Annotated in this window: 12 protein-coding genes; 10 read left to right on the top strand and 2 right to left on the bottom strand. The window is 37.5% G+C overall.

The genetic code is table 11. The features are described from left to right. Positions 1 to 5: 5 nt before the first annotated feature. The gene (locus DYR29_RS13380) at positions 6 to 2,894 is read right to left on the bottom strand and encodes a SusC/RagA family TonB-linked outer membrane protein (RefSeq protein ID WP_213277271.1); all 2,889 of its coding nucleotides are present in this window, start codon (positions 2,892 to 2,894) and stop codon (positions 6 to 8) included. Positions 2,895 to 3,290: 396 nt separating this feature from the next. Here DYR29_RS13380 and DYR29_RS13385 point away from each other — a divergent pair, with 396 nt between their 5' ends. From DYR29_RS13385 to DYR29_RS13430, 10 genes are all read left to right on the top strand, one after another. Next, positions 3,291 to 4,079 carry an SDR family oxidoreductase gene (locus DYR29_RS13385; RefSeq protein ID WP_213277272.1) on the top strand — a complete coding sequence of 263 codons (789 nt, stop codon included), beginning with the start codon at positions 3,291 to 3,293 and terminating at the stop codon, positions 4,077 to 4,079. A 150-nt stretch (positions 4,080 to 4,229) separates the two neighbouring features. Then, positions 4,230 to 5,834: a hypothetical protein gene (locus DYR29_RS13390; protein ID WP_249413499.1), complete on the top strand. Its 1,605-nt coding sequence runs from the start codon at positions 4,230 to 4,232 to the stop codon at positions 5,832 to 5,834. 333 nt (positions 5,835 to 6,167) lie between these two features. Beyond that, complete coding sequence (locus tag DYR29_RS13395) at positions 6,168 to 9,326, top strand: SusC/RagA family TonB-linked outer membrane protein (RefSeq protein ID WP_213277274.1); 3,159 nt, start codon at positions 6,168 to 6,170, stop codon at positions 9,324 to 9,326. An 18-nt stretch (positions 9,327 to 9,344) separates the two neighbouring features. After that, positions 9,345 to 10,865, top strand: a complete 1,521-nt coding sequence (locus tag DYR29_RS13400) for a SusD/RagB family nutrient-binding outer membrane lipoprotein (protein ID WP_249413500.1) — start codon at positions 9,345 to 9,347, stop codon at positions 10,863 to 10,865. Positions 10,866 to 10,948: 83 nt separating this feature from the next. Further along, positions 10,949 to 13,294: a phosphocholine-specific phospholipase C gene (locus tag DYR29_RS13405; RefSeq protein ID WP_213277275.1), complete on the top strand. Its 2,346-nt coding sequence runs from the start codon at positions 10,949 to 10,951 to the stop codon at positions 13,292 to 13,294. A gap of 174 nt (positions 13,295 to 13,468) precedes the next feature. Continuing rightward, positions 13,469 to 14,047 (top strand): hypothetical protein, encoded by a 579-nt coding sequence (locus DYR29_RS13410; protein WP_213277276.1) that lies wholly within the window; start codon positions 13,469 to 13,471, stop codon positions 14,045 to 14,047. A gap of 104 nt (positions 14,048 to 14,151) precedes the next feature. Continuing rightward, the gene (locus DYR29_RS13415) at positions 14,152 to 14,952 is read left to right on the top strand and encodes a WxL protein host-binding domain-containing protein (RefSeq protein WP_213277277.1); all 801 of its coding nucleotides are present in this window, start codon (positions 14,152 to 14,154) and stop codon (positions 14,950 to 14,952) included. Next, positions 14,945 to 17,692, top strand: a complete 2,748-nt coding sequence (locus DYR29_RS13420; RefSeq protein WP_213277278.1) for a hypothetical protein — start codon at positions 14,945 to 14,947, stop codon at positions 17,690 to 17,692. The genes DYR29_RS13415 and DYR29_RS13420 overlap by 8 nt, the downstream gene beginning before the upstream one ends. Next, complete coding sequence (locus tag DYR29_RS13425) at positions 17,689 to 18,213, top strand: hypothetical protein (protein WP_213277279.1); 525 nt, start codon at positions 17,689 to 17,691, stop codon at positions 18,211 to 18,213. Before DYR29_RS13420 ends, DYR29_RS13425 begins: the two co-directional genes overlap by 4 nt. A gap of 9 nt (positions 18,214 to 18,222) precedes the next feature. Continuing rightward, positions 18,223 to 18,792 carry a hypothetical protein gene (locus DYR29_RS13430; protein ID WP_213277280.1) on the top strand — a complete coding sequence of 190 codons (570 nt, stop codon included), beginning with the start codon at positions 18,223 to 18,225 and terminating at the stop codon, positions 18,790 to 18,792. A 138-nt stretch (positions 18,793 to 18,930) separates the two neighbouring features. On the opposite strand, the gene DYR29_RS13435 is transcribed toward DYR29_RS13430, so the two are convergent. After that, positions 18,931 to 20,826 carry a SusD/RagB family nutrient-binding outer membrane lipoprotein gene (locus DYR29_RS13435; protein WP_213277281.1) on the bottom strand — a complete coding sequence of 632 codons (1,896 nt, stop codon included), beginning with the start codon at positions 20,824 to 20,826 and terminating at the stop codon, positions 18,931 to 18,933. Between the last annotated feature and the right edge of the window lie 6 nt (positions 20,827 to 20,832).

Consider the following 20,832-nt stretch of genomic DNA (forward strand, 5'->3'; position numbering starts at 1 on the left):
AAAAATTATAAACCGATCTCCACCCCAAAGATGAATGAGCGTGCCTGAGGATATCTTCCGGTATCTACACCATAGGAATTCATCCCTACTTCAGGATCAAATCCTGTATATTTCGTTATCGTAAACAGGTTGTTGGTGGTTACATACACTCTCACTTTGTTTACATCCAGTTTATGGTACAATTCTTTTGGTAATGAATATCCGATGGTAAGGTTCTTCAGTCTTAAATAAGATCCGTCTTCCACATAGAAATCTGATACTTTGGAATAATTACCGCTTGGATCACCGTGTACCAGTCTTGGAATATCAGTGTTTGTATTCTGAGGAGTCCATGCATTCAGGATATCTTTATCCATATTATAGTTCTGCCCTGTTCCACCCGGGTTCAAAGAAATAAACTTCATTCCGTTGAATATTTTATTTCCGTATACTCCCTGGAAGAATAAATTCAGATCAAAGTTTTTCCAGGTCATATTGTAAGAGAACCCATAAGAGAACTTAGGATATGGGCTTCCAAGATTGACAAAATCATTATTATTAAGCACTCCCGTATTTCCTTCTTTTTTCAGGAATTTGATATCTCCCGGCTTAGCATTCGGCTGGATAAGATTTCCGTTGGCATCTTTATAATTGTTGATTTCTTCCTGAGTCTGGAAAATTCCTCCCGTCTTATAACCATAGAAAGAATACAAAGGATCACCTACTTTCACACGGGTTGGTTTCAATACGCCTCTTACTCCATTATCATTGATAAAGATCTCATCTACATTGGCAAGCTGCTTCACCGTGTTTTTTAGTTGATTTATCGTAGCTCCAACTGAGAACGTAAATTCATCTGAAACCACCTTGTTATAATTTATACCCAATTCGTATCCTTTATCCTGGAATAACCCTGCATTCACATACTGATTATTATACGTTGCCGTACTTGGTAAGCTTACGTTGAAGATCTGATCTTTGGAATTCTTTACGAAATAATCAAACTGTAAGGAAAGGCTGTTGTGAAGGAATGAAGCATCCACCCCGAAGTTAGTCTGCTCAGATTTCCCCCATTTCAGATCCGGGTTTGGACGTGTGGTAGCATAATAAGCAATGTTCTGAGAAGGATCCTGACCGAAAATGACATTATTATCTCTGGTCATCAAAGGATTTACAGCCTGGTAGGAGACTCCACCAAGATTTCCTAAAATTCCATAGCTTCCTCTCAATTTCAGAGTGGAAAGCCATAAAATATTTTTCAGAAAATTTTCTTTAGAGACCATCCATCCTCCTGAAATTGAGTAATAATCCGAAAAGTGTTTTTCTTTAGAAACCAAAGAAGTTCCGTCTCTTCTTCCCAGCAGACTAATCATATATTTTCCGGCATAGTCATAGTTCACCCTTGCCAGATAAGAAGTTAAAGCACTTTTGTATTTATAACTGTCAGCTTCTTTATTGGTATCTGCCGCATTCTGAAGATATCTGAAAGCTTCCGCCTCACTTCTGAAATCAAAAGTCTTTGCACGGAATCCTTCTTCAGTTGTTTTCTGGAATGTTAAACCTGCAAGGAAGTCAAAATTATGTTTTCCTTCCGTTAATTTATACGTAAGAAGCTGCTCAGCAAGAGAAGTAGATACATTATTGGATTGATATTCCAGGCTGTTGGTATCAAAAATCTTTCCTACTTCCAATACTCTGGAATTAAACTCCTTTACATTTCCTAGTTTAAATGTCTGAGCAAAATTGGAACGGAATTTTAAATCTTTGGCCAAAGTAATTTCCACATAAGGGTTGATCAAAATCTCATGGGTAGGGTTTCTGATGCTGATCCTTTTAAGATAAGCAACAGGGTTGATCATATCTCCATATCCACCTGCCACATCAATGGGCAATCCGGAAAATGCACCACTCGGCGTATATACCGGAACATTCGGCGGATAGTACATAGCTGCCACCAAAGCTCCTGTATACCCACTTTTGGTATCTGCTGTATTTCCGTCTGAGTAGTTATAGTACATATTTTCTCCGATCGTTAACCAGTCTTTTACTTTATGTTCAGAATTAACTCTGAAGTTATATCGTTTTGCCTGAGTATTCAATAAGATCCCTTCCAGATTTCTGTGGTTCATTCCCACAAAATATCTGGACTTCTCACTTCCTCCGCTTAAGTTGACATTGTATTCCTGAATCGTTCCTGTTCTGAAAATTTCTTTCATCCAGTCTGTTCTGGTAATTCTTCCGTCCGGATATTGATTAGGGTTAAAAGCTATTGGTAAGCTTCCAAGTTTTCCGGCATTTTCATAGGCCTTGTACATCACATCCTGAAACTCCGCTGCATTCAGAGATTCTTTTAATCTCCATGCCTGGTTTACACCGTATTTCACATCAAAGTCTACCGTAAGATTTCCTTTTTTCCCTTTTTTAGTAGTAATAAGAATAACCCCTCCGGAAGATCTTGCTCCGTAAATGGCTGCAGAAGCATCTTTAAGCACAGAAATATCCTGAATATCATTTGGATTAATAGACGGTGTTCCATTAAAAACTACTCCGTCTACTACATACAAAGGAGTTTCTCCATTGATTCCCCCCAGACCACGAATATTTACTTTAGGTGAGCCGTTAGGATCTCCACCTTCATTCACTACAGTTACTCCGGGAGCTTTCCCCTGAAGAACTTCTCCTACGCCAGACAATGATCTGGAAGTAAGCTTATCCAGCGAAGCCTCGGAAACAGCGCCGGAAACTTTACTTTTTTTCTGTGTTCCATATCCAACAACAACAATCTCGTCGATGGATTTTTCTTTTAAGCTGTCTTTTTTCTGAGCGAGGAACATCGGTGAAGCTGATATTGCACCAATAAGTAATACCCTACCCGTTAAATAAGTTACAGATACAGGGATTTTAAATACATTCATGATCTCCTTTTTGATTAGGTGCAAAATTAGACCAGTCCGCTCCCATACCTCATTAAGGTTTCCTTATGTTTTTATTAAGAAATTTTAGCTTTTTTAAGACGCCACCTACCACAAACTAAAATCAAAACACTGTATTTCAACAACATACATTATTAAAAGTAATCATTCCCCCAATATTACATGCATGATTGAGATTAAGTTTATTTTAAGTTTGCCACCAAACCGGGACAATACATGAAGAAATAATTAAAATTTATTTCAGGAATAATAAATAACTGAGTTCATTTTTCTTTTTTTACATTTGCTGAAAATAGATTTTACTTTTGAACACAGACCTTTAAAAACGTCTCACTGCAATCAGAAGAAAAATAAAAACATTAAAATCATACGAATTCAATGACCATCATTATTACAGGAACCTCATCAGGAATCGGGTTTGCATTGGCCGAATATTTTGGTAAAAAAGGACATAAAGTATACGGACTAAGTAGAAAGCATACAGAAAGCCAGTACTTCAAATCTATCCCCACTGATGTTACTGATAACACCGCGATTCAGAATGCAATCGCTGAGGTTTTAAAAATAGAAACTAAAATTGACGTTCTGATCAATAATGCCGGAATGGGAATGGTAGGTGCCGTAGAAGATTCCACAAAAGAAGATATTCTTAAACTTTTCAGTCTGAATCTTGCCGGACCTGTACAAATGATGAGTGCCGTTCTTCCGAAAATGCGTGAGCACAAATTTGGAAAAATCATCAATGTTTCCAGTATCGGAAGTGAAATGGGTCTGCCTTTCCGTGGATTTTATTCAGCTTCAAAATCTGCTCTGGATAAGGTAACGGAAGCCATGAGATATGAAGTATACCCATGGAATATTGATGTATGTTCTCTGCATCTGGGCGATATCAAAACCAATATTGCGGACAACAGAGTTATTGCACAGGTTTCCCAGCCCTACAAAAACGTTTTCGACAAAGTATATGCTCTGATGAATTCCCATGTGAATGACGGAACAGAGCCATTGGAAGTAGCAGAATACATTGAAAAACTTTTAGCGAAAAATAAATGGAAAGCTCATTATTATTTTGGTAAATTCGGGCAGAAAATCGGCGTTCCTTTGAAATGGATTCTTCCACAGGGAACTTATGAAAATTTGATGAAGAAGTATAATAAACTGGATTAGTTTCAGTTGTATAGAAAGCTATTTGATAATAAAATTTTAAACCATTAAAAAGAATTAAGTTGTAAAGAGTCATTAGGATAAGCTTCGCTTTAAGTTTTATCTTAACTACGCTTAATTTCATCACTACCTATGGTGTAGATATATTTGGGATTGAAACTGTTTCTGAAAATATTTTTTGTACTGTTCTGCGTTTTTACACAAGCGCAGAAGAAGCAGTATTGGCTGATTGATACAGAAACCAAAGTCAGGAAAAAAGTAAAAGATTCCACTGCTGCAGTAAAGTTTCTGGACTCATTGGCTCAGAATAATTATTTCTTTACCAAACTGAAAGATGTAAAAGTAAAAGGTGACAGCACTGAAATTTTCTTTGATAAAGGCAAAAACTTTAATGAAACTTATGTAAACCTTACTGATTCTCTTGTTCAGAAACTGAAGATTCAGAAAGATTTTTTCACTAAAAATTTAGATTCCACTAAGAAAAGCATCAACAAAACTTATATTGATGACGGATATTCTTTCAGCAGAATCAAATCCAAATACAAAGGGCAGAAAAATGGCTATCCCATCGTAGAGCTTGATATTAACAAGAACGATAAAAGAACGATCAATAATTTCGTAGTGAAAGGGTATGAAAAAGTTCCTAAAAGATTCATCAAAAATCTTGAAAAAGAATTTAAAGGCAAAAACTACGATGACAAAAACCTTCTGGCCATCAATAAAACCTTCCAGAGTCATCCTTTTCTGACACTCGAACGGCAGCCACAAACTTTATTTACAAAAGACTCTACAAGCATTTACCTGTTTCTGGAAAAGAAAAAGACCAATACTTTTGACGGGGTTGTCGGTTTTGGAAATGACAAAACCTCCAAGTTTACGTTAAACGGGACAATGAACGTCAATTTCAGGAATATGTTCAATGGTTTTGAAACGGTCAATTTATACTGGCAGAGAAACCCGGACAGAGGGCAGACTTTCGATCTTCAGGTGGATATTCCGTACCTGTTCAAATCCAATGTGGGAATGAATGCAAAAGTGAATATCTACCGACAGGATTCTACGTTTGCCAATGTAAAATTCCTGCCTGCTTTCTATTATCATATTAACAACCGAAACAAAATAGGTTTGAGAGCCACCCTGGAATCCTCCACCATCATCGACACACTGTATGTTCAGGGAAAAGATTATAACAAAAAAGGAATCGGGGTATGGTTTGAAATGACAGAACCTACAGATATTGATCTGTTCCTTTATAAAACAAAGGTCACTGCAGGCTATGATTTTTTAACAACAACCTATTCCAAAGATAATATCAAGGCGAACCAAAACCAGTTTTATTTCTTTGGTGAACACAATTATCATATCTCCGGGAATCACTTCCTGAACATTAAGGCAGAAGGTGCTATGATGGATTCTAAAGTAGAGTTTACCACCAACGAATTATACCGTTTCGGAGGATGGAATTCTATGCGGGGATTCAATGAGAAATCACTTGCCGCCGACTTTTACTATTATGGAAGTCTGGAATACCGGTATCTGATCGGCAGCCAGGCCTTCTTCGACGTTTTTGGGCAATATGGGCAGCTCAATAATAAATCTTTAAATGTTAGACCCAAGCTTTATAGTGTAGGACTCGGTTTCAACTTCTTTATTCCAATTGGTCTGATGAGCTTTCAGCTATCTAATGGTAATGAATTTGGAAATCCTTTTAAATTTAATGATACCAAAATCCACTGGGGAATCCTGAGCAGGTTTTAAAAAAGAAAGGGAGCGGGAAGCTGGAGGCTGGAAGTTATCGGGGGTCTAGGTTTCACAATTTGTTTCTTTCATAAGACGGAAGTTTTTCTTCAAAAATTTATTACTGAAGATTTCAAGAAGTTGAAACCACCACAACAACTTCCAGCCTCCCTCTTCCTGCTTCCTATTATATTAATATCTGTATAATAAATCAAAATTTCTTACACAAAGGACATTTTCCATTTTACCTTTCTATTAATTCTTATTGTTAAAAAATATTAAAATCGTATTTTTATTTTAATACTTCATTAAAATACTGGTAACAGTGCACTGCTAAATTTGCCTTCAAAAAAAATGAAGAAGACTCTAGCTACTTTTGCCGTTTTTTTACTTCCTCTATATTTTTCCGCACAGGAAATCAATATTTCCGGAAATGTAAAATCAGAAAACGGCTCTAGCGTTTCCGGTGTAAACATCACCGACAAAAATACAGGAAAGACTGCTACTACAGATGAAAATGGTAATTTTACCATTTCTGCAAACCCAAAAGACATTCTTGAGTTTTTTGCTCCTGATTTTTCTGTTTATACCGTTGAGGTCTCTTCAAAAAAACAGTATTCTGTTGTCTTAAAAAAGCCAAACGAAAAGCAGATTGAAGGCGTTGTTATTACAGCATTGGGTATTGCCAAAAAGAAAGAAAAAATCGGTTATTCCACTCAGGAAGTAGGGACCAAGCAATTTGAAACCATCACAACACCGAGTATTGGTAATTTATTCTCAGGACAGGTTGCCGGTCTAAATGTTTCCAACCCAACAGGAATGCAGCAGGCACCACAGTTTACTCTTAGAGGAAATTCCAATGTGGTTTTTGTCATTGACGGAGTGATTGTGGAAAAGGAAGTTTTCCAGAATTTAGATCCTAACAATATTGAAAACATTAACGTACTGAAAGGAGCCACCGCTTCTGCACTGTATGGTTCCAGAGGCCGTTACGGAGCGGTTCTGATTACAACAAAATCAGCTAAGAAGAAAGGATTCTCCGTAGAATTTTCACAAAATACCATGATTACAGGAGGATTTACCAATCTCCCGAAAACCCAGACTGAATATGGAAACGGTTCTCACGGAAAGTATGAATTCTGGGATGGAGCCGATGGCGGTGTGAATGACGGGGATATGATCTGGGGACCAAAATTTATCCCGGGTTTACAGATTGCCCAGTGGAACAGCCCTATCAGAGATAAAGTAACCGGACAGGTGGTTCCATGGTATGGAGCTGTGACAGGAACTCAATATGATGATAAATCAAGGTATGAAAGAGTTCCTATTGACTGGAAATACCACGATAACTTAAGTACTTTCTTAAAGCCTGCAGTGATTAATAATAATAATTTTGCGATCAGCTACAGAGATAATAAAGATATATACAGATTCTCCGGAAATTTCATGAATTATGATGACAGAGTACCGAATTCTTATCTTCAGAAATATGGAATCAACTTCTCTTCTGAAAACCACCTTGGAGATAAATTAATCTTTGACACAAAATTCAATTTCAACCAGGCTTTTACGCCCAATATTCCTAACTACGATTACAATCCAAGCGGACACATGTATACCATCCTGATCTGGATGGGAGGTGATGTAGACGGAAAGGCACTGAAAAATCATATGTGGATTCCTGGAAAGGAAGGGAGAGCACAGGCCAACTGGAACTATGCATGGTACAACAATCCATGGTTCGGAGCGGAGTATTATAAAAATCAGAACAGAACTAATATAATTAATGCTCAGACAGGATTAGAATATAAGGCTACTCAGGATCTTTCGGTAAAAGGAAAAATATCCATCGTGGAAAACCACAGCAAAACGGAAATATTAAGTCCTTATTCTTATTTCAATTACAGCGCGCCAAGAAGCGGAGGATATATTCTGAAAGATAATAAAACATGGAATCTTAACTATGACGTTCTGGCTACTTACAAGAAAAAGATCTCTGAAAACTTTGATTTCACCATCAATGCCGGAGGTTCAGCTTTTTATTTCAAAAACAATAACAATGAGAGATCTACAGACGGATTAAAAATTCCTGAAGTATACACCTTTGAAAACTCAATCGGAGCACTTAAAAATTATACCTATCTGAAGGAAAAGTTGATTTACAGTGCATACTCAACCATTGATATCGGATTGTACAATGCTTTCTTCATCAATATTTCAGGACGTAATGACTGGTCTTCTACGCTTCCTAAAGCTAACAGATCTTACTTCTATCCTTCTGCATCCATCAGTGCTGTTATTTCAAACCTTGTAAAATTACCGGAGTCTATCAATATGCTGAAGCTTTCTGCTTCATGGGCTAAAGTGGCGTATGACTTCCAGCCTTATTCCATCAGAAATTATTATCTGAATAACCAGGGAATTACTTTCAATGGAAATCCTACGTATTATTATCCTACCACTCTGAATGTAGAAAACTCTCTGAAACCTGAGCAGACAAAATCTTATGAATTAGGATTAAGCGCAGGCTTCCTGAATAACAGAATTACTTTAGATGCCACTTATTTCAGAACGCTTGATTATAATAATATTCTCCAGTTCCCGGCGGCAGAATCATCAGGATTCACGTCACAATATGTAAACGGGAATGAATACACCACCAAAGGATTTGAAGTTTCTCTTGGTTTGGTTCCGGTAAAAACGGCCGATTTCAGTTGGAAAACCTTGATCAACTGGAGCACGTATGAACAAAAACTGGCTTCCATTTATGATAATATGCCCAACTATCAAAACATTAAGCTGGGTGAAAGAATGGACAGCTATTACGATTACACATGGCAAAAGTCTCCGGACGGAAAAGTCATTCTTGATGCCAATTCAGGGATGCCGACAAGAGCCAATGCTCCAAGTAATTTAGGTCATTTCAATCCGGACTGGACTTTCGGTTTCAATAACACCTTTAAGTATAAAAAGTTCACTTTAAACATCGGGATAGACGGCAGTATCGGAGGTGTGATGAGATCGCAGGTTGTTGAAAAGATGTGGTGGGGAGGAAAACATCCTAATTCCGTAGCCTACAGAGATCTTGAATATGCGAATCCGGGAACGTATTATTTTGTACCGGATGGTGTTAATTATAATCCTGCAACCGGACTTTATACTCCACACACCAAAGCGATCAGCTTCCAGGACTGGGCACAGAATTATCCATATCAGGCAAGAGTAACGCAGGATGAAAGTGAAGAGTTTGCAAACGTTTTTGACAGAACTTTCATCAAGCTGAGGTCTGTAGTATTGGAATATGATTTCTCATATCTGCTTAATCCGAAAGGAATGGTAAAAGGATTCACCGCCAATATTTCTGCCTATAATTTAGCCATGTGGAAAAAATCAAAGAACCTTTACTCCGATCCTGATTTCCAGATCAGATCAGGCAGAAGTGGGGATATCGCTAATGATATTCAGGATCCGTCCAGCAGATGGTTCGGAATCGGGTTTAATCTTAAGTTTTAACTAAAAAGTACGTCAACAATGAAAAATAATATCAATAACGTGAAAGGACAGAAAGGTAAGGCAGCAAAATGGCTGATGAAGTCTATATTTGCGGCAGGACTTCTGACATTGGCTTCATGCGAAACCAGTCTTGACACCATCAATGAGAACCCTAATGACCAAGCCAGCATTGATCCTAAAAACCTTCTGACTTACGTAGAAAAATACACATTCCAGGTAAACGGTGATAATATGTATGCTTCAAGAATGATGATTGGTACTGATGGTGAAAATGCCTATCAGTATATGAAATGGAATGACGCCTCTTTTGAAGTGTATACAAAAGGACTTCTGAATACAGGAAAAATGATGCAGGAAGCAGAGAAAAGAGGAAATAAAAATTATCTTGCTATTGGAAAGTTTTTAAGAGCCTATCATTTCTTCAATATCAGCTTAAAAGTAGGAAGCACCCCTTATTCTGAAGCAGCAAAAGGTGAATCCGGGATTACCCAGCCTAAATATGATACGCAGGAAGCGGTAATGTCCGGAATTTTATCAGAGCTGAAAGAAGCAAATGATCTTATTAATACCAATGATAAAATTGAAGGTGATATTGTATACAACGGAGATGCTTTGAAGTGGAAAAAGCTGATCAATTCTTTCCGTCTGAAAATTCTGATCACTTTATCTAAGAAAACGACAGTAGGAAGTTACAATATTGCTACAGAATTTGCTTCTATCGCAGGAAGCCAGTCTTTGATGACTTCTATTGCTGACAATGGTGAGCTTAAGTTTGCCGATGCTGCAGACAGCAGATACACAATGTTTAACAACAGCGGATATGGTTCAAGTTTGTATATGGCAGATTATTTCATCAACATGTTCAAAGACAGACATGATCCACGCCTTTTTACTTTTGCAGCACAAACTACCGGAGCTAAGGAAGCAGGAAAAGCCATCACAGATTTTACAGCCTATAATGGAGGAAACCCTACGTCTCCTTACTCTGACAACGCTGCTCTGATCACGGCTAAGAATATCTCTAAAGTAAACGACCGTTTTTATAAAGATCCTACCAATGAACCTGCTTCTGTATTAAGCTACTCAGAACTTGAGTTTATCCTTGCTGAAGCTACGGCAAGAGGCTGGATTTCCGGATCAGCAAAAACCCATTATGATAATGCGATCAAGGCAAGTTTCAGTTTTTATCAGACCTATGTAAAAAACCAGGGACAATATTTCTCAGGATTTGATGTGAATCAGTATCTGGCAACACCTTTGGTTGTTTATAACACTGCTGATCCTTTACAGACACAGCTGGAAAAAATCATGACTCAAAAATACATGACCATGTTCCATCAGGCACAATGGACTTCTTATTATGATTATTTAAGAACCGGATACCCAAATTACCCCTTGAAAACCGGAGTACCAGCTCCTTTCAGGTTCAGATATCCGCAGTCAGAATACAGTTATAACAGCAGCAACTTAAAAGCGGCGCTGGCTGCCCAATATAGCGGAAATGACAACATCAATTCCAAACCTTGGTGGTTACAATAAAAATCTGATTATTTTTATATAAAAACAAAGAAACCGCAGGAAAATCCTATTAACTTGCGGTTTCTTTCTTATTACGATTGAACATGAACAGAAGAGAATTTTTAGAGAAATCAAGTCTTTTATTAGCGGGATTAGGAACATCAAGTGTCCTGCACCCTTCCATTTTAAAAGCTCTGGCCATTGATCCGGCTGCCCAGTCTACATTTTATGATGCAGAGCATGTGGTCATCCTGATGCAGGAAAACCGTTCATTTGATCATGCATTCGGTGCGCTCAAAGGAGTGAGAGGCTTTTTGGATAAAAGAGCATTTGTAAAACAGGATGGGCATTCTGTTTTCTTTCAAAAGAATGATGACGGAAAATACGCATCTCCTGCCCGACTGGATTTAAGAAACACAAAATCAACATGGATGAGCTCACTTCCTCATTCATGGGCTGATCAGCAAAAAGCATTGAACAAGGGAAAATATGACCAATGGCTTCAGGCTAAAGCTTCAGGAAATAAAGATTACAAAAATATTCCGCTGACACTAGGATATTATAACCGTGAAGACCTTCCGTTTTATTATCAGCTGGCAGATGCATTTACCATATTCGATCAGTATTTCTGTTCTTCACTTACCGGAACTACTCCGAACAGATTATTCCTTTGGTCCGGAACGTTGAGAGAGCAGCAGAACGGAAAAGTAAAGGCCAATGTTGTGAATGAAAATATCGATTATGATAAAGCAAGACAGGCCAAATGGAAAAGTTTCCCGGAAATTTTGGAACAGCAGAATGTTTCGTGGAGAATTTATCAGAATGAAATCAGTCTTCCAAAAGGAATGTCCGGAGAACAGGAAGCGTGGTTAAGTAATTTTACGGATAACCCTATTGAATGGTTTTCAAAATTCAACGTTAAATTTTCAAAAGGATATTATCAGAATATTCCTAATATCATAGCGTATCTGAAACAGGAGATTGAAAAAAATCCTAAACAGAAAGAAAGGCTGGAAAGCATGCTCTCAGAAGTTCAGGAAGATCAGGTAAAATATCATCCGGATAATTATTCAAAACTATCAAAAGAGGAAAAAAACCTTCACGAAAAAGCCTTCACTACTAATGTAAATGACCCGGATTACTGGAAACTGGAAATCGGAAAGGATGAAAACGGAGAAAGACTGGTGGTTCCTGAAGGTGACGTTCTGTTCCAGTTCCGAAAAGATGTGGAGGAGAAAAAACTTCCGCTGGTTTCCTGGCTGGTAGCTCCGGAACATTTCTCAGACCATCCGGGATCACCATGGTACGGTGCATGGTATATTTCTGAGGTTTTGAATATTCTTACCAAAGATCCTGAAACCTGGAAAAAAACAATTTTTATCATCAATTACGATGAAAACGACGGATATTTTGATCATGTACTACCCTTTTCACCACCTGTAAATCCAAGCCAGCCCGTTGATATGAACGGAAAAGAAGGAGTGGAATATGTGGATCAATCCCAGGAGTATATGTCTGATCCTTCTTTAAAAAATTATGAAAAAATTGAAGGAACGGTTGGATTAGGCTACAGAGTTCCGATGATCATCGCTTCACCATGGACAAAAGGAGGTTTTGTAAATTCTGAAGTATCAGATCACACTTCCGTCCTGCAATTTCTGGAGAATTTCATCATGAAAAAATATAAGAAAAATGTTCATGTTGATAATATCAGTGACTGGAGAAGAGCAATATGCGGAGATCTTACGTCTGCCTTCAATTCTTCCAGTGTAAAGGCTCCACAGATGAATTATCTGGATCAGAAAGAATACGCTAAAACCATTAATGCAGCTAAAAACAAACCTGTTCCGGATCTGAAATGGTATTCTGAAAATGAACTTAACGCTAATTTACTGGAGATTCAGGAAAGAGGTTTGAAACCCTCAAATCCGCTTCCGTATCATTTCCATGTCAATTTGGAAGGTGGGCAGATTAAAATGACCAATTTAAAAGAGAATGGGGTTCCATTGTTAATCTATGACAGAACTCAATTCGATAGTACTCATTATCATTTTTCATATGCCTTATATTCAAAACAAGAACTATCCCATGCTGTACATTCCGGAACTTATGATTACGAAATTTTCGGTCCCAATGGCTTTTTCAGGAAATTCAAAGGGAATAATATTTCTGAATTAGAGGTGATTTTGGTTAATATGACCTCAAAAAATCAGGTTGAACTGATTATCAGAACTCATAAGAAGAAAAATATTTCCATCCATCTGGAAGATTTATACGGAAAGACTAAAAAAACAATCATCTTGCAAAAACCGGAAGAAAAAATTATTATCGATCTTGATAAAAATAAAGGCTGGTATGATTTGAAATTAACGTTGAATGATTGTCTATGGCATTTTACCGGAAGAGTAGAGACAGGAAAGGTTTCTGTTACTGATCCGCATTGGGCTTAAAAAAAGACTTATAATACTGATAAAAACCTGTACAAAATTGCGCAGGTTTTTTTGAGTTATTTCATACGTATAATGCATTACGTATGACAAATAAGTATTTATATAAAAAATGTAGTATATTTTTTTCACCATATACTGAATTTCATTATCTTCACTTAACTAATTAACAGTGTCATGAAAAAATTAAATTTAACTATTGCAATGTCTGTATTTGCATTGGCTCTATCTGGGAATCTGAGCGCCCAAGACCTCGCTACAGATAACCATACGGTTACCATTTCTATTCCCGAAGTTGCATTGGTAGATATTGAACCATCTGCCACCAAAAACATTACCCTTGGGTTTACAGCACCTACTGAAGCAGGAAATCCTATCGTTCCAGCAACAGCCAACACTACTTTATGGCTTAATTATTCATCCATTAAATCTGTTGCAGATCCTACCCGTAATGTAAGTGTAAAAATGAATGCTATCATTCCCGGAGTTGATCTTCATGTAACGGCAGCAGCAGCTACCGGATCCGGAGCAGGTACATTAGGAACTTCTGCAGGTCTATTGACATTAAGTGCAGCTGATCAGACTATTATTTCCGGAATCGGAAGTGCTTATACAGGTAATGGTGCCAATAACGGACACAATCTTACCTATGCACTTGCTGCAGGAAGCGGCCCTGGAGGGGTAGCAGCTTACGCAGATTTACAGGCAACAGCAACTGTAGCAGCTACCGTTACTTATACGATATCCGACAATTAGAATTTAAATAAAATTTTATTCTCTGTTTCAAAAACAAGAAGAAGTTGTCATTCAGTTTCTTCCTGTTTTTGTATTACTCATCATTTAACTCCAAACTTTACATAATGATAAAGCGTATTCTTCTGTTGATCACCTTGATTTTGCAGTTTAGCTTTTTACATGCCGGCATTGTGATTCTCAATGGACTTACACATTCTTACAAAATTGAAAACGGAAAGGTTTACAAGGGAAAAGTAGCCATTGAAAACACAAGCAATAATCCTCAGAGTGTAAAATTATTTTTACAGGACTTTGCTTACCATGCTGACGGAACGATCAATTATTCGGCTTTGCGTACAAATAAACGGACCAATGGAGAATGGATTAAACTCAATACCAACCTGATTACCCTGAAAGGTAAGGAGAAAACTGAGGTTTTTTATGAGATTACAGTTCCCAATCAAAACAGAGATCCCGGAAGCTATTGGAGTGTCATTATTGTAGAGCCGGTAGAGGATATAAAACCCAGCGACAATAAACCGGGAGTAAACATCACTTCTGTTATACGTTACGCTATTCAGGTCATTACAGATTTTGAGACGGAAAAGGCCAAACCGGACCTTAAGTTTGAAAGTGTAAAAGTAGAAAAACTGGAAGGGAAACAAACCGTCAAAATTGCCGTAGCCAATAATGGTAATCTTTACTGCAAACCTACAACAGCCATTGAAATCTATAACCGTAAAACAGGTGAAAAAATAGGAACGTATTCCAGTTTAACAATGGGACTGTTGCCTGATACCTCCAAAACATTTTACATCGATATCAGTAAAATACCACCGGACAAATACAAAGCCGCCATAATAGCTACGGATGAAGAGGAGAATGCATTTGCACTCAATGTGGAATTAGAAGTAAAAAATGATTAGAACTTGGACTTTATTTATAATCATATTATTATTCCCGATATTTATTTTTTCTCAACAGCAATCCAACAGATTGTCCAGTAAAAAAGATAGTATATTACCGGGAATGTCTACTTCTATTCCTTTTACATTAGAAAATAATTCGGATGAAAACAGGACGTACGAGATATCAGCCTCTACTTCAAGTCCAGCTATTAAACCCATTTTAGCAAAAGGAGAATTTCAGATTGCTGCCCATGAAACATCAGCATATCTGGTTCCATTACGTATTGCAACAGAAACAAGCCAGGGAAATTATTCTGTAACCCTGAATATTACTGACCGTAGCAACGGAATCTCCTTTACAAAAACATCTGAAATAGCAGTTTCAGGAAACAGAAATATTTCTCTTACCCCACTGAATTCTCCAGAGTTTGTAAGGGCCGGAGAAACCATCCGGGCTTCTTTTCTTTTAAAAAATAATGGTAATGTAACAGAAGATATTCATCTTGAAAGTAAAAATGCCATTCTTGACAATGAGCCCTCATTGGTATTAGAGCCCAATGAGTCAAAAATCATTACAATACACAAAGTAACCAACCCTGAACTCAGTCAAAATGAATTTCAAAATCTAAATCTTTCGGTATACTCAAAAGGTAATCTTAAGGAAGTTCAAAGTGTGTATGCAAGCACTCAGATTATATCCGTAAAACCTTCTGAAAACGACATTTATCACAGACTTCCTGTTGCCCTTTCATTATCTTTCATAGGAATGCAGAATATGGGGGTTTATAATGATGGCTTTCAGGGAGAAATTTACGGTAAAGGAACTCTGGATAAAGACAACAAAAACCAGGTTGAATTTCGGGCAGTTACCCACAACCCTGTAGATCTCAATACCTTTACCCAATATGAAGAATATTTTGTGAACTATAAACGGGACAACTTCTTTATTCATTTGGGTGATAAAACGTATTCTTCATCTTATTTAACGGAGTTTGCAAGATATGGACGCGGTGCAGAAGTCCGGTATGATTTCAATAAAGTGAGTCTGGGTGGTTTCTATAATCGTCCCAGGTTTTTCAGAGATATTAAGGATGAATTTAATATTTATTCCGCCTTCAAAATCAGAAAAGAATCAGAACTTACCGTTGGGTACCTTTACAAAACTCCAAGAAAAGAGGAAATCCGATACGGAGATATAAGGCTGGATTCTGATGCACATCTTCCTTATGCGAAGGGAAAATTCAATATATCAAGAAACATTAATATTTCCGGAGAATTAGCATACAGCAACACAAAAAAAACGGATGGAACAGCTTATATGCTTCAGGCTGATGCTATTTTTGAAAAGTTCAACGGAAGTTTAATGTATGTAAAAGCAAGTCCGGAATTTGCAGGATATTTTACGAATACAAATACCTTTAACGGGAATGTTAGCTACAAAATTTCAAGAAAGCTCAATGCTTTTGTCAACTATACACAGGATGTTAAAAATTTCCAGAGAGATACGCTGTTTTTAGCCGCTCCTTACAGACAATATCTGCAATATGGAATACAATATAAATACCTATCAAATGGATCTGTTATCCTTAATAGCGGGTATCAAAAGTATCAGGACCGCTTAGAACCAAAACAGTTTGATTACTATGAACGTTTTTTCAAAGTGAGTATTGATCAGCAGCTCGGAATGTTTCAGGTGAATATCGCAGGGCAGTTCGGTAAAACAGACAATTACCTGACAGGATTTAGCGGTAATTCAAGTTTTTATTCTGCCAATCTTTCATTTCAAAAATTCAGAACCTATTTTAATGTATTCGGAAGCTACGCTATAAGCTCAAGATACCAGTTGCAGAATCAGAAACAGCTCTATTACGGAGCAAGAATTTACAGCCGTTTTTCTGATAAGACTACTTTAAGTATTTTTTATCAGAACAATTATATGCCGGAAGAGTATTTTAAAGACAGAAATTTATTTGAACTTCTCTTCCACCAGCAGCTGTTTCCCGGAAATGAAATTGATCTTTCCGGCAGGTATTCACTACAGAGAGGAGAAATCGGGGATAAAGATTTTATATTTTCGATGCGCTATACCTGGCGTCCCAATGTTCCGGTACAGAAAACTGCTGAATATATTTCGTTATCCGGAAATATCAGCAATCTTGGGATAAAAAAGACAGAAGGGGTAAGATTAATGCTGGGAAGCTATCTTTCAGTTACCGATCAGGAAGGAAATTATGTATTCAAAAATGTGATTCCCGGAAATTATTTTCTGGAAATCGACCGTTCAACAACAGAGATCAATGATATTCCCACCTTAGCTCTTCCCGCAGCCCTTTCTCTGAGTAATAAGGAAAACACTTTTAATTTCGGGTTAACGACTGCAGCTAATGTTCAAGGCCATATTCAGTTTGTAGAAACAGAAGATAAAGATCAGACCGGACTTACTGAGCTGCTTGCTAAGAAAAAGAAAAAAGAAAGTATTATTATAGAAGCTACAGGTAAGGACCAGACCTATCGTAAAATTTGTTTTATAGGTGAAGATTTTGATTTTACTTATCTAAGGCCCGGAGACTGGACTGTTAAAGTTTACCGCAATGGTCTTGATAAACGTTATAAAGTCTCGAACGATAAATTTCAGTTTACGCTTGCCCCTTCCGAAACCAAAAAATTAAACATTCATATTGTCAAGCAGCAAATAGAAATAAAATATCAGCAGGAATCCCTAAAGGTAAGCTATAATGAAATAAAAAAGAAAAAATGATTTTGATCCGTTCCCTATTGTTATTAGTGACTTTTGTTTTGTCTGGATTATTGTATTCTCAGACTACTGTCACGATGACCTTACCTATTGTTACTTTAATGGATATTGAGCCTACAGGAAGTTTTGCGCTTAACTTTACAGCCCCTACTGAAGCAGGAAATGCCCTTGGTAACCCCACCCCCAATACTTCAAAATGGGTCAACTATACTTCTGCGATTGCACCCGGAGGTCTTACCAGAAAAATTACAGCCTCTGTGAATAAAGTTATTGCAGGGGTTAATATAAGATTACAGGCTGCAGCCGCTTCCGGAGCAGGAGGAGGAACATTGGGAACTTCTGCAGGAATAGTTACATTATCCACAACTGCCACTACTATTATCAGTGGGATTGGAGGTGCCTACACAGGAAATGGCGCTAATAATGGCCATGCTCTCACTATTTCTCTAACAACCAATACCTATGCTAATTTAATTGCACAGGCTAATACTGCTATTGTAGTTACCTATACCATCACAGAATAAAATTGAAAAATGAAAATCAATAGTTGTTTTTTCAGAGAAATCCGTTTAAAAAAATATGTAAGCAGCATCTTTCTAGCAATTGGCTGCTGTCTTGGAGCGCAAACTATAAATGTTGGCGGTAGTAATTGGACTGTAAGTGTACCCACCATTACAGAAGCCGGAACAAACTATGCCGGAACTTATGAAAGCGTTACCAATTTGATAACACTTTCCGGAAATTTACCCGGATCATTTTTAAACCTTCTTACCAGCGGGGCTGCCAGAGTGAGTGTACATCACACCCCTACAACCTGGAACAGCAATCTGCACCTTTATGCCAAAAGAAGCGGTGGAAGTGCCACTATCAGTGGACTCTGTGTTCTTTGTACAGCAACAATAAACGGAGGAACAACTTACGTAGAAATACCACAAGCTGTGGATACAGCATTTTTTACAATCAATTTTACCGGAGTTCTGGGACTAGGCAACAGTGTATCATACACAGGTATTAATACTCAACTGCAAATAAGTGGAGTTTCTGTAATCGTTCCTGCAACCACCTATAATACACAGCTAGTTTTCACAATTGGAGCAAATTAAAAATATTCCAAAGCCATCCGGATACTTATCATAATTAATTGAACAATCCATCTAATGAGATGTTCAGTCAATTTGTATTTATAAAAACAATCCTTTTCAAAATCAGAAAAGGATTGCTTTTTTATTATTTAAACTTAATTAATGTTTGGCCCACCAAAGAGGAGTCAGTACAGCATCTGCACCGCCAAGTAATTGTACAGCTTTATCATATCCGGACTGATCCGTATTTCTGAAGGTACTTGGATATCTTAATCTCTGAGGGAAATTCTGAATAGAATTCGTCATATAGTTTCCTGAACTCAGATTAGGAAGATTGGGCAATGGAGCTTCAATGGCTGGGTTTTCAAAAAACGGCAGCCCGAGTCTCCTCTGATCACTCCAGGATTCTAATGGCAACCAAGGCATATTGGCAATATATTTCTGGGTAATAATTTTTGTCAGTTTATCATTCTTTACCGATCCATTCTTATAAATGGTATTCACAGGATATTTAATTTCAACAGAAACTAAATTCCCACTTACAGGATCTTTATATTTCATCGTGTGACTTACTCCCGGTTCTGTAATATGACTATAAGAAACAGAAGTACCATCACGGTTATAATCTGTTGAAGCAATATACTGACCATAGAATTGTGAAACTCCATTATAAGCAAAACTTTCCTGAATTCCCTTGTTATAGGCAGCTTCATCACCCATCGGAACTGACCAGCCTTTCAGTGCAGCTTCCGCCAAAAGGAAATAAGTTTCCCAGCTTGCAAAAAATATTCTTGAATTTTTACTTTCCCGATACTGCTTACCCAATGCCGGCATACATCCTACTACATTTCTTAAGCCGTTTCTCTGTCCTTTTACTCCCCAGTTTCCAATGGTATAGGCATTCCAGGTATTTACGGTATTTATTGTTATTTTAGAATTGTCTTCAAACGTAAGATCTCCGTGATTTGTAGTTGCTTGATTGGTATACGTCGGATACAATGAGTAAACCGGGCTTGTAAGATCCCCCGGAATATAGAATGTTTTATATGCTCTTGGGTCGATTTTATTAGGTAATCCGTCCAACCAGTAGCCTGCACTTGGGTCATTGGTCATTGTAGTGAACTGTTGATCATATTTTATACCAATATAATCAGATGCCTTTACCTGTGCATGTTGAGCCGCTGGTAATTGGTCTGTAGAATTTACTCCTCCCAAGCCAATGTATAAATTATTAAGGGTTGCTGATAAAATTTGAGAGTTCCATTCTCTGGACATTACACCTGTTAATGCATCCCATCCCGGTTTTTCAGCCACTTTAAAATTATCTGCACTTGTAGCGATAAACATATTTGAATTAGCCGCTGCTTCAAATTCTGTTTTTGCTTTTGAAGGATCTACTTCGGCAATTCTCATGGCAATTCTCATCCTCATAGAATTGGCATATTTAACCCACTGAGTCCAGTTAAAACCATACACCATATCATAGGCATTAGCATTGGATGGTACTCCTTGGGTTGTCTCCATTTTTGCGACTGCATCTTTTAATTCTTCCAAAATAAAATAATACACTTCTTTTTCAGAATTGAAAGTAGGATTCGTTCCCTGAAAAGCCTGAATAGGTTGAGGTCCGAAATTATCCGAAAATTCACTCATTAAATAAGCTCTCCAGATTCTGGAAATCTGAATGACATTATTATAATAAGGTTTTCCCTGCCCGGCCGCTTTTTTTTCATTAGCCAATTGAATGGCCGCATTCGCATTATTCAGCCAATCTGAAACGTATTTCCAGTATTCGGAAGTCCAGGAATCGTCGTAAGTTCCCCCTGCAATTCCCGTTGATAAATGCTGTCTGGCTGCCGTTTTCCAGTATAAAACAAAAACACGTTCTGCGATATTAGGATCCTGCTGAGCACCGAGAATTGAATTATTTAAGAAATATTCAGGTTCTGCCTTACTAGCGTCTACGGCAAACGGGTTATTATTGATGTCTTCAAAATCATTACATGAAGTACATAGTAAACCAATCGTAAAAAATGATAATATATATTTTTTCATTGTTTC

The organism is Chryseobacterium indologenes (assembly GCF_018362995.1).
GTDB classification, from domain to species: Bacteria; Bacteroidota; Bacteroidia; order Flavobacteriales; family Weeksellaceae; genus Chryseobacterium; species Chryseobacterium indologenes_G.

What these genes read in the sequence shown, in the direction of transcription:
- DYR29_RS13430 (WP_213277280.1), top strand. Translation starts at nt 18,223, where the DNA reads ATGAAAATCAATAGTTGTTTTTTCAGAGAAATCCGTTTAAAAAAATAT.
- DYR29_RS13415 (WP_213277277.1), top strand. Translation starts at nt 14,152, where the DNA reads ATGATAAAGCGTATTCTTCTGTTGATCACCTTGATTTTGCAGTTTAGC.
- DYR29_RS13385 (WP_213277272.1), top strand. Translation starts at nt 3,291, where the DNA reads ATGACCATCATTATTACAGGAACCTCATCAGGAATCGGGTTTGCATTG.
- DYR29_RS13395 (WP_213277274.1), top strand. Translation starts at nt 6,168, where the DNA reads ATGAAGAAGACTCTAGCTACTTTTGCCGTTTTTTTACTTCCTCTATAT.
- DYR29_RS13400 (WP_249413500.1), top strand. Translation starts at nt 9,345, where the DNA reads ATGAAAAATAATATCAATAACGTGAAAGGACAGAAAGGTAAGGCAGCA.
- DYR29_RS13410 (WP_213277276.1), top strand. Translation starts at nt 13,469, where the DNA reads ATGAAAAAATTAAATTTAACTATTGCAATGTCTGTATTTGCATTGGCT.
- DYR29_RS13435 (WP_213277281.1), bottom strand. Translation starts at nt 20,826, where the DNA reads ATGAAAAAATATATATTATCATTTTTTACGATTGGTTTACTATGTACT.
- DYR29_RS13420 (WP_213277278.1), top strand. Translation starts at nt 14,945, where the DNA reads ATGATTAGAACTTGGACTTTATTTATAATCATATTATTATTCCCGATA.
- DYR29_RS13405 (WP_213277275.1), top strand. Translation starts at nt 10,949, where the DNA reads ATGAACAGAAGAGAATTTTTAGAGAAATCAAGTCTTTTATTAGCGGGA.
- DYR29_RS13380 (WP_213277271.1), bottom strand. Translation starts at nt 2,894, where the DNA reads ATGAATGTATTTAAAATCCCTGTATCTGTAACTTATTTAACGGGTAGG.
- DYR29_RS13425 (WP_213277279.1), top strand. Translation starts at nt 17,689, where the DNA reads ATGATTTTGATCCGTTCCCTATTGTTATTAGTGACTTTTGTTTTGTCT.